The organism is Falsiporphyromonas endometrii (genome assembly GCF_042654485.1).
Lineage (GTDB): Bacteria > Bacteroidota > Bacteroidia > Bacteroidales > Porphyromonadaceae > Porphyromonas > Porphyromonas endometrii.
In genome coordinates this window covers 1-10,902 of the sequence record NZ_JBHSGO010000163.1, presented here as the reverse complement: position 1 = coordinate 10,902, position 10,902 = coordinate 1, and the positions used below count along the sequence as shown (strand labels likewise).

Here is a 10,902-nt window from a genome sequence, read left to right as displayed (position 1 = left end):
CCAGACAATTCGAAATAATTTCTTTAATTTGTACTCGTGTGAGATCCATACTGTTTTACTGTTTTATTTTATTTTTTCAAAGATAATAGTCTTGGGTCTTACACACTTTTTTGGGACAGTATCGTTTTAAGGCTGATACACAAAGAAAATTTTCCACCAATTTTCTGTATTCGGTTTCGGCAGTATACTTCAAACTCCACATCATCTTTGGTGATAGCATCCCTCAACACCCAGTACCTTCCCTTTTGTCCAACAATTTCACTTTATTGGACACACCCCTATCATAAGTCATTTTAACGAAAAGGGGTGTACCAAGTATTACCTCGGCACACCCCTTTGTATCGTGTAGGTATCACAATCTAAATAGTGACACCTAAGTTATTTTACCAAGCAAATAGAGGATATTCCTTCATCAACTTATTTACTTCAGCTCGTACGGTTGCGATTACTGTGTCATTTTCAGGATCGCAAAGAACTCGGTCTATAAGTTCTACGATAAGGCCCATCTTGTCTTCCTTAACACCACGAGTTGTGATAGCCGGAGTACCAAGTCTGATACCTGATGTTTGGAATGGTGAACGGCTGTCGAATGGCACCATGTTTTTGTTACATGTGATATCAGCAGCTACCAATGCCTTTTCTGCCACCTTACCTGTAAGATCCGGGAACTTAGTTCTCAAATCAAGTAGGATACAGTGGTTGTCTGTACCATTAGAGATTAGCTTATAGCCCTTATCCATAAGAGCCTGAGCCATAGCAGCAGCATTCTTCTTAACTTGCTTCTGGTATTCCTTAAATTCTGGTTGAAGAGCCTCACCAAAAGCTACAGCCTTAGCAGCAATTACGTGTTCCAATGGACCACCTTGTACTCCCGGGAATACAGCAGAATCCAAAAGTTGAGACATCTTTTTAACTACACCCTTAGGAGTTTTCTTTCCCCATGGATTTTCAAAGTCTTTACCAAGAAGGATGATACCACCTCTTGGTCCACGAAGTGTCTTATGAGTTGTTGATGTCACAATATGAGCATACTTCACAGGATTGTCAAGCAAACCGGCTGCAATTAGACCTGCAGGGTGTGCCATATCAATCATAAGGATTGCACCAATGCTATCAGCAATTTCGCGCATTCTCTTATAATCCCACTCACGGCAATAAGCTGATCCACCACCAATGATCAGTTTTGGCTTCATTTCATGAGCCATCTTTTCCATATGGTCGTAGTCAACACGTCCGTCTTCTTCTTTTACATTGTATCCACATGGCTTATAGATAATACCTGAGCTGTTTACAGGTGCACCATGAGACAAGTGACCTCCGTGTGCGAGATTCATTCCCATGAAAGTATCACCGGGGTTTAGGCAAGCCAAAAGCACCGCCATGTTTGCTTGAGCTCCAGAGTGCGGTTGCACATTGGCCCATTCAGCACCATAAAGCTGTTTGATGCGGTCGATGGCAATGTTTTCACTTTGGTCTACTACTTCACAACCACCATAGTATCTTTTGCCGGGATAACCCTCTGCATATTTGTTGGTCATGTAGCTGCCCATAGCAGCCATTACTTCGTCACTTACGAAATTCTCAGATGCGATTAGTTCGATTCCTTTGAGCTGACGCTGATGTTCTTGCTCAATAAGATCGAAGATTGCTTTGTCTTTCTTCATTGATTAACTATGCTTTTATAATCTAACAATGTTGTTGATTTGTTATTATCTAAATTATTTAGCTTTCTCAAGTTGCACTGTAAAGTGTCTCATCACAGGCAGTTCGGCAGTAATGACATATCCCTTAGTAATACTTTCACGTCTGTCATACACATTTTTGACAGCTGCGGCAATCACATCCATATGATTGTCAGTATAAGTACGTCTTGGAATAGCAAGTCTGAGCAACTCAAGTTTCGGATATCTATTTTCTCTTGTCACAGGGTCTCTGTCAGCAAGGATAGATCCAATCTCAACGCCTCTAATACCGGCTTCCAAATAGAGCTCTACTCCAAGTGTCTGAGCTATAAATTCCTCCTTAGGCACATGCGTTAAAATCTTTTTAGCATCGAGGAATATAGCATGACCTCCTGCAGGTCTTTGGTACGGGATGCCATACTCATCGAGTTTCTTACCAAGGTATTCGACCTGATGAATACGGGTCTCCAATGTATCGAACTCTGTACCTTCGTCCAATCCCTGAGCCAATGCGTTCATATCTCTTCCACTCATACCACCATAAGTGATATAGCCCTCATTCATGATACAAAACATCTGGCACTTTCTCCAAAGCTCTTCACTTTTGAAAGCAACAAATCCTCCCATATTAACGATAGCATCCTTCTTGCTGGACATAGTCATGATGTCGGCATATTGGTACATTTCTTTGACAATCTCTTTGATTGTTTTGTCCTTATATCCGTCTTCACGAGTCTTGATGAAGTATGCATTCTCAGCAAAACGGGCAGAATCCATCATCAAAGGTACATTATACTTTTTACAGATAGCTGATATCTCTTTGATATTTTTCATTGATACCGGCTGTCCTCCTGCTGTATTGTTGGTAACCGTAAGTACTACACAAGGCACCTTCTCGATGGGTGTTTCTTTAAGAATCTTCTCTAATTTGTCAGGATCCATATTCCCTTTGAACGGAATCTCTAATTGTGTATCTGCAGCTTCATCAATCGTACAATCCGGAGCTTGACACTTTCTAAATTCGATATGTCCCTTAGTTGTATCGAAATGTGAGTTTCCGGGAACTACATCTCCCTCTTTTAAGATGGTTGAGAACAATACATTCTCTGCCGCACGCCCTTGGTGAGTTGGTAAAAAGTAATCAAATCCAAGGATGTCTTTAATGGCCTTTTTCATGTTATAGTAAGAAGAAGCTCCGGCATAGCTTTCGTCTCCAAGCATAAGAGCTGACCACTGCTTATCGCTCATTGCACCCGTTCCCGAGTCTGTAAGAAGGTCAATGAAAACATATTCAGCTTTGAGTTGGAACAAGTTGTAATGAGCTTCCTTGATCCACTTTTCACGTTGTTCTCTTGTGCTTCGGCGGATTCTTTCCACCATCTTAATCTTGTAAGATTCTGAAAATGGTAATTCCATGTTGATAATGTTTTTGTTGTTTAGTTGTTTTTATTTTTGTCTTATATAATTAAGTCATCTCCCAATTATACCAATTTGCTTATAAATAATCATCTTAGGGGTTGTGATATTGAAGGACTCCGAGTCATTATCAGTATTCATGCCTGCGTATGATCTTTGTCAATAGGACCGGAGCATATTCCCGATTAGGTTCCATTGACATATCCACACAATAGAGATAACGCAGTTAAGCTTTCTCTATCAATATCATTTGGAGGATGTTATTTGACAAAAAGGTCTAAGCCATCTCCAACCCTTTACAAAGGTACTTATAATCTATTGCTGTACAAAAGAATAATGCACTCATAAATATCATTCGGTCATGGGAAGAATAAAGCATTGAAAACTTATGAGATATCTTTGAGACTCCTATCAAATGTTTTTAAAAGCTGCGAGTATTTATTTAGCAGTTATTAGGAAGTGATTTATTCAAAAAGACATATGGTCATTCCTTATGAGTAAAACTTAAATCCTGTTATCTTGGGGAGCTCCTTGATTTCTTTTGTCAGCCCGGATTCTGATGTTCTCGAGGACATTCTCACTTGCATAGTGATGGTCGACAAATCGTCTTTAAGATTATATTCCGAACTCATGGTAATGATACTTACACTATGTTTTTTCAAAATTTCCTTGATAGGAATATTCTCTGTATCGGCTGTACCAAACTGAATCTCCATCAACTTATTGTAACCTCCAACATGGTGATTGAGTTCAATACGTTCAAACGAATTGAGGACAGCAACCACAACGATGGTACAAAAAATAGCAGGTATATACAGTCCCGCACCAACGGTTAATCCAATAACTGCGGACACCCATATCCCCGCAGCAGTCGTCAAACCTTGAATACTTCCTTTGGTATGGATAATGGCTCCTGCGCCCAAAAAGCCCACTCCCGTCAATACTTGCGCTGCAATACGTCCGGGATCACCGGGATTATTGCTGCTTGCCCCAAGCATCCACGGAGTCCATATAGACAGTAGCATAGCAATGGTCGACCCCAAACAAATAAGAGTAAATGTTCTTAACCCGGCCGCTCTGTGCTTGCGCTCTCTCTCGAGTCCAATTGCACCTCCCAGAAACAGGCTGAGAATAATTCTTACAATGGACTCCCATAGAGTAGGGTTTGAATAATGAAATAGCTGTTCTATAATATTGCTTTCTGCCATATATCTAAAGATACTGTTTCTTTCACAGGAAACCGTTTATAACTCTTATTCCATTTAGAAGAGCAGACAACAGATGCTCAATCTATCCTCAATCCTCCAATCAAATCATAGATATTCTCTATGTTCTCTCTCTCCATATATTCGTCAAGTTGTTGCACGAGTTTACCCGTAATACTTGGATCGACAAAGTTTTGATAGCCAATCTCTACCGCAGAAGCTCCTACTAAGAGAAACTCAATGACATCTTCCAAGGTTGAGATTCCACCCATACCAATTACAGGAATATCTACAGTTTGAGCAACCTGCCAAACCATTCTAAGGGCAATAGGTTTGACAGCCGGCCCCGACATTCCGCCCGTAATCGTACTCAATACAGGACGGCGTTTTTTGATATCCACAGCCATTCCAACCAAAGTATTGATAAGCGATATCGCATCTGCACCCTCCTCTTCCACAACTTTCGCAATAGGCCTAATATCGGACACATTCGGAGATAATTTGACTATAAGTGTTTTGTCATAAGTCTTACGAACAGCTCTTACCACCTCAGCGGCACTCTCGGGACAGACTCCAAAAGCCATACCACCCTCTTTAACATTTGGACAAGAAATATTTAGTTCGATGGCACGAATATGCTCCAATTCACCAACTCTCTTCGCTGTCTCACAATAATCCGAGATTGAAGAGCCACTGACATTGACGATAAACTCAGCATCCTCATACCTAAGAAGGTCCGGATATATTTCCCTACAGAAATAATCCACTCCTTTATTTTGCAGACCTACAGCATTGAGCATGCCGGCAGGAGTCTCTGCCATTCGTGGATATAGATTGCCCTCTCTATGGTGCAGAGTTGTACCCTTCACTAAGATTCCTCCCAGCGAGTTGAGATCGACAAAGTCTTCAAACTCCACTCCATAACCAAAAGTACCGGAAGCGGTCATAATTGGATTTTTGAGTGTAAGTCCTTTTCCTATGCTAACTTTTGTATTTGCCATACTAATTTATAATTCATTTATTTTCCAACCACTTAAGATCTTTGAGATTAAAAACCGGTCCTTCTGTACAAACACATTTATGACCATCCTTTGTATCTTCGACACAACAAAGACAAGCTCCAAGACCACAAGCCATCATATTTTCGAGGGAGAACTCCGCAACCACCTTCTTTTCAGCAAGTAGTTTGGCCAAGTTTTTCATCATAGGCATCGGGCCACATACATATGTATGAGTATAATCAAATTCATCCCAAATAGGAGCTTCAGTAACAAATCCTTTATGTCCAAGCGAACCATCATCCGTACAAATAACAAGATTGCAATATGGTTCGAACACTTCACCCAACTTAAGGAAACGTCCCTCCTTTGCGCCCAGAAGCACCGTTGGTTTTATTCCCAATCTAAAAATCTCTTTTGCTTGATACAAGAGAGGAGCAATACCCACACCACCACCAATAAGGAGAGGTTTAGAATGCTTATCGGAAAGAGAAAAGCCATTACCGAGAGGAAATACAATATCAAGATTTTCGTTCTCAGAGACCTTGCAGATCTGCTCTGTTCCCCTACCCACCGGAGCAATAAGGAGCCGCATCAATCGCTCTTCTCGAAGTATGTCACATATAGAGATCGGGCGTCTCAAAAGATAATGCTCATTTGGAGCCGCAACCTCCACAAACTGACCGGGCTTAATTATATTTAAATCTATTCCACTTGGGATAACTACGTCTATCAGGTGATAAGTGCCACACAACAATTCATTTCTCAAAACTCTTAAAGACAACTGATATTTGCTTTGAGAAGTCTTTTGGTTAGCTAAATGCATAATAAATAAGGTTTATTTACAAGCAAAGATAATACATTTTCAAGGTGAAGACTTACGAATTCGAAAGCTCAAAAAAAGGAGCAACACCTTTTTGTTTTGGTATTGCTCCCCTCGATATTCTCTTTGTCAGAAAAGGACTGAATTACAATCCATGTTCTCCAAGATATTTTTCTGCTTCCATAGCCGCTTTACATCCGGATGCCGCTGCCACAATAGCTTGCCTATAAAGGGGATCAGCCACATCACCTGCAGCATATACGCCCGGGATATTTGTACGTGGAGTCATACCTTGAGTCTTGATATAACCATGCTCCTCAAGCTCTAAATATTTCTCAAACACCTTCACATTAGGCGTATGGCCAATTGCAAGGAAGAACCCATCGATAGCAATATCCACCATCTCTTCATCCGGCTCTCCTTTGCGCTTAACCAAATGCGCTCCTTCCACACCATCTTTTCCAAATAAGCCAACAGTATTATGCTCAAAAAGGACTGTAATATTCTCTTTCTTCATTACTCGCTCCTGCATTACCTTAGAAGCACGGAGGAAAGGTTTTCGCACAATAAGGTAGACCTTAGAAGCCAGAGAGGCAAGATAAAGAGCCTCTTCACAAGCTGTATCTCCACCTCCTACGACCGCAACATTTTTCTTTCTATAGAAAAACCCGTCACAAGTAGCACATGCAGACACGCCCATACCGGCATACTTTGCCTCATCAGGAAGACCAAGATATTTGGCGGAAGCTCCGGTACAGATAATCAATGTATCACAAGTAATTGTATTCTCTCCGTCAATCTCAACTTTATAAGGAGCTTTAGACAAATCAGAAGCTGTAGCTACCCCCATACGAATATCTGCGCCAAAGCGTTCAGCCTGACCGCGAAGATCGGCCATCATCTGATTGCCATCAACACCTTCGGGATAACCGGGGAAATTTTCCACCTCTGTAGTTGTAGTTAACTGACCACCCGGTTGCATACCAGAATAAAGTACCGGGCTAAGATTTGCTCTCGAAGCATAAATTGCTGCAGTATAGCCGGCAGGACCGGAACCTATGATCAGGCAGCGTACATGTTCATTTTCCATAATGATATTTCGTTTCAATATTTGATTTACATCCCTGAGTTTCCGCTTCCGGATGATTGCCTCAGTTTCAATGCCGATCAATCAATCCTTCCACATTTTCTCGGTCCGAAAACCCCAAACTGTCATTAGACCATATGAAGATGAAACCTCACCAATCTGAAAGGTTAGAGATCTATTTTAAGTTCAACATACAGTATCGTAGTACCATATAGTGTGATTTTAGTCTAAAACCGACTCAAAACAACCTCATAAATCCATCCTCACTCTAAAGATCAATTTGGTAAAAAGACTCTTCTCAGTATAATTCAAGAAACGAGAAGTGGTCCAATCTTTCTTATCACCATTGCAATGATAAGGAAAAACAACCACTTCTCAGATATAAGACATCTATTAAATCATAAATGATATGACCCCAATTTATCAGTCAATCATATCAAATCCGGTATATGGCTGTAACGCTTTTGGAATGCGAATACCTTCCGGAGTCTGATTGTTTTCCAAAATAGCTGCAACAATACGAGGCAAAGCCAAGGCTGATCCATTCAGAGTATGACAAAGTTCCGTCTTCTTGGTCTCCTCATTACGATATCGACACATCAATCGATTGGCCTGATAACTCTCGAAATTAGAGACTGAACTAACCTCAAGCCATCTCTCTTGAGCAGCAGAATAAACTTCAAAGTCATAAGTAATAGCCGATGTGAAACTCAAATCCCCACCACAAAGACGAAGTATACGCCACGGAAGTTCCAGTTTCTCAACCAAAGTTTGGACATACGCCACCATCTCGTCAAGACGATCATAGCTATTTTCCGGTTTGTCGATGCAAACAATCTCAACCTTATCAAACTGATGAAGCCTATTAAGACCTCTCACATCCTTGCCATAAGAACCGGCCTCCCTTCTAAAGCATGCCGAATAAGCTGTATTCTTAACCGGCAAATCCTTTTCATCCAAAATCACATCACGATAGATATTAGTCACCGGCACTTCAGCTGTAGGAATCAGATAAAGATCATCCTCAGTCACATGATACATCTGCCCCTCTTTGTCCGGAAGCTGACCTGTACCATAGCCGGAATCCTCATTCACAACCAAAGGTGGCTGAACCTCCATAAAACCTGCCGCACGTGCATTGTCCAAGAAGAAATTGACAAGAGCTCTCTGCAAACGTGCACCCTTTCCTTTGTACACAGGAAATCCTGCACCCGAGATCTTCACACCAAGTTCAAAATCTATGATATCATACTTTTTGCAAAGCTCCCAATGAGGAAGTGCCTGCTTACTTATTTCGGGCATCTTGCCTCCGGTCTTAACGCAAAGATTGTCCTCAGCTCCATTACCTTCCGGTACAATATCACAAGGGATATTCGGAATACTCAACAGAAGTTCGCGCAAATCAGACTCTGCCTTTTTCTGCTCATCATCAAAAGTCTTGATTTCTTCTTTCAACTTCTGAACCTCCAATTTGGCAGCTTCTGCTTCATCTCGCTTACCATTCTTCATCAACATACCAATCTTTGAAGAGGCGGATTTGAGTGTAGCATTCAAGGCATCAACCTGTTGCTGAGCCTTACGACGTGTTTCGTCAACTGCCAAAACTTGATCAATGGCATCTTTGCCATCAAACTTCTTGACCGCCAAACGACGGACTATATCTTCAGGATTATCTTTTATCTGCTTAAGAGTCAACATAGAGTTTATCTTTTAATTTTATCTCCCGTAAAGGTACATACAATCTCAAACCTCACAAAATAGAAATAAGACAAATAAGAAGGGGGATGAGTCAAACAAAAACTTGACACATCCCCCTTACATTTAGATCCAAATCCGGACTTACGCTTCTGCCTTTACAGATACATAAGAACGATTATTTCTCTTACGGGTAAATACAACTTCGCCATCAACAAGAGCATAAAGAGTATGGTCTTTTCCCATACCTACATTTTCTCCCGGGTGGTGTTGTGTACCACGCTGACGAACCAAAATATTACCTGCCTTAGCAAACTCGCCACCGAAGAGCTTTACACCGAGGCGTTTGCTTTCTGATTCACGGCCGTTCTTAGAACTACCGACACCTTTTTTGTGAGCCATTTCTTTCTAAATTTTAGTGGTTAAAGTTATGCTACTACTTCTTTTACTTTCAACTCTGTAAACTGCTGACGGTGACCGTTTAGCTTACGGTAACCTTTTCTGCGCTTCTTGTGGAATACCAATACCTTATCACCTTTTACAATAGGTGAAACAACTTCGCATACCACCTTAGCACCCTCAACATGAGGAGCACCTACAGTAACAGCACCATCTTTGTCTACCAGCATTACTTTGTCAAACTCAACCTCAGCACCTGCTTCAACGCCATTGATATGGTGTACGAAGAGACGGCGGCCTTGTTCAACCTTAAACTGCTGTCCTTGCATTTCTACGATAACGTACATATTTGTTTGTTTATCAGTTAGTTTTGCCCCGCAAGGTGCACTCTAAACGAGCAACTTGTCGAACCTTACCAGGATAAATCTCCGCAAAGGTAAGATATTATTTGCATTTAATCCAAATATATCCTTCGAAAGAGATTGTAATTATTGAAGTTATCCAGATATGAAGTCTCTTAAGTAGAGATATTCAAATCGTTTTATACTCCATATAAAAATGGATATAAAGACGGCACAATTATTGTATATTTGCGCGATAAAATAGTCATTTAATATTTTAGAATTCAAAGTATTAGTATAGTTAGAACTTAAAAACATCCTTGTCTGATGTGATATATAGCCACTATCGGAGAGATGTTCACACAAGAGCAAGGATAAATCCGGGAACGATTAACAAACAAATAAAACACCTATACAATATAATATGAAGACGATTAGAGGTATTATCCTACTTTTGAGTATGACCCTGCTTTGCCTTACTTCTGCTTTTTCGCAAAGTATAGCAAAAGAAGTTGCGGGCAGATATGTTGGGAAACTAACGGTGACACTCTTTGACAATCCCACTACCAATGAAGGTCAGGAAATTGCAATGGAACCGGTAGACGACAACCATGTTAAGTTTGCCATTTACAACTTCAAGTTTATGGGCAATCCTGTCGGAGATATTATTCTTCCATCTGTACCAATAAGCAAAGCCAATGACGGTACAATCTCGTTTGAAAAAACAGACCCCACCGATATTCTTTTAGCTGATGGAGCCATCAAAGCTTCTGCCTCCATTGATGAGAACAAAAGTAAAATCAATGGAGATAAGATGACGGTGGATGTCAAGGTCGTTTGGCATAATGACGGAACTGATATTGACATACCGGTACACTTCGATGGAGACAAACAATCCCAACCAATCCCAACCGAAGATTTAACAAAGAATATAATCGGCAAATACAATGGATTGCTTCATGTCGAACTCAACGGGCTAAAAAATGACATCAAAGATTCGAAAGTAAACCTGGAGCGGACTTCAGACAACACCGTTAAGTTTGCCCTATATAACTTTAAGATGGATAGCAAAACTCCTATAGGAGATATTGTACTACCTCATATTCCAATTATAGAAGGTGAAGACGGCAATATAAGAAGCTGTTTAAAAATTATTCAGAGAATTTATTAAGCAATATTTTGCAGAAAGCAAGTTGAACCATAGCCTCTGCAGTACCGGCATGAAACTCATAATCAATCGTCAGTCTTCTAAAATT

General features: G+C 40.7%; 10 protein-coding genes. 1 reads left to right on the top strand and 9 read right to left on the bottom strand.

Going from position 1 to position 10,902, the window contains the following annotated elements:
• Window positions 1–383: 383 nt before the first annotated feature.
• From glyA to rplU, 9 genes are all read right to left on the bottom strand, one after another.
• On the bottom strand, window positions 384–1,664 hold the full coding sequence (gene glyA, locus ACFO3G_RS05195; protein WP_380078632.1) for a serine hydroxymethyltransferase: 1,281 nt from the start codon (window positions 1,662–1,664) through the stop codon (window positions 384–386).
• A gap of 54 nt (window positions 1,665–1,718) precedes the next feature.
• A complete protein-coding gene (locus ACFO3G_RS05190) occupies window positions 1,719–3,098 on the bottom strand; it encodes a tryptophanase (protein WP_380078630.1) in 1,380 nt (459 codons plus the stop codon).
• Window positions 3,099–3,589: 491 nt separating this feature from the next.
• Window positions 3,590–4,306 (bottom strand): MgtC/SapB family protein, encoded by a 717-nt coding sequence (locus tag ACFO3G_RS05185; protein ID WP_380078628.1) that lies wholly within the window; start codon window positions 4,304–4,306, stop codon window positions 3,590–3,592.
• A gap of 77 nt (window positions 4,307–4,383) precedes the next feature.
• On the bottom strand, window positions 4,384–5,304 hold the full coding sequence (locus ACFO3G_RS05180; protein ID WP_380078626.1) for a dihydroorotate dehydrogenase: 921 nt from the start codon (window positions 5,302–5,304) through the stop codon (window positions 4,384–4,386).
• Between the two features lie 13 nt (window positions 5,305–5,317).
• A complete protein-coding gene (locus ACFO3G_RS05175; protein ID WP_380078624.1) occupies window positions 5,318–6,127 on the bottom strand; it encodes a dihydroorotate dehydrogenase electron transfer subunit in 810 nt (269 codons plus the stop codon).
• Window positions 6,128–6,269: 142 nt separating this feature from the next.
• A complete protein-coding gene (trxB, locus tag ACFO3G_RS05170; protein ID WP_380078622.1) occupies window positions 6,270–7,214 on the bottom strand; it encodes a thioredoxin-disulfide reductase in 945 nt (314 codons plus the stop codon).
• A gap of 420 nt (window positions 7,215–7,634) precedes the next feature.
• The gene (serS, locus tag ACFO3G_RS05165; RefSeq protein WP_380078620.1) at window positions 7,635–8,909 is read right to left on the bottom strand and encodes a serine--tRNA ligase; all 1,275 of its coding nucleotides are present in this window, start codon (window positions 8,907–8,909) and stop codon (window positions 7,635–7,637) included.
• A gap of 141 nt (window positions 8,910–9,050) precedes the next feature.
• Window positions 9,051–9,308: a 50S ribosomal protein L27 gene (gene rpmA, locus ACFO3G_RS05160; protein ID WP_380078618.1), complete on the bottom strand. Its 258-nt coding sequence runs from the start codon at window positions 9,306–9,308 to the stop codon at window positions 9,051–9,053.
• 26 nt (window positions 9,309–9,334) lie between these two features.
• Entirely contained in the window at window positions 9,335–9,652 is a 318-nt protein-coding gene (gene rplU, locus ACFO3G_RS05155; protein ID WP_380078616.1) for a 50S ribosomal protein L21, read from the bottom strand.
• A 418-nt stretch (window positions 9,653–10,070) separates the two neighbouring features.
• On the opposite strand from rplU, the gene ACFO3G_RS05150 reads away from it, so the two are divergent.
• Window positions 10,071–10,817 (top strand): calycin-like domain-containing protein, encoded by a 747-nt coding sequence (locus ACFO3G_RS05150; RefSeq protein WP_380078614.1) that lies wholly within the window; start codon window positions 10,071–10,073, stop codon window positions 10,815–10,817.
• The last annotated feature ends 85 nt before the right edge of the window (window positions 10,818–10,902 follow it).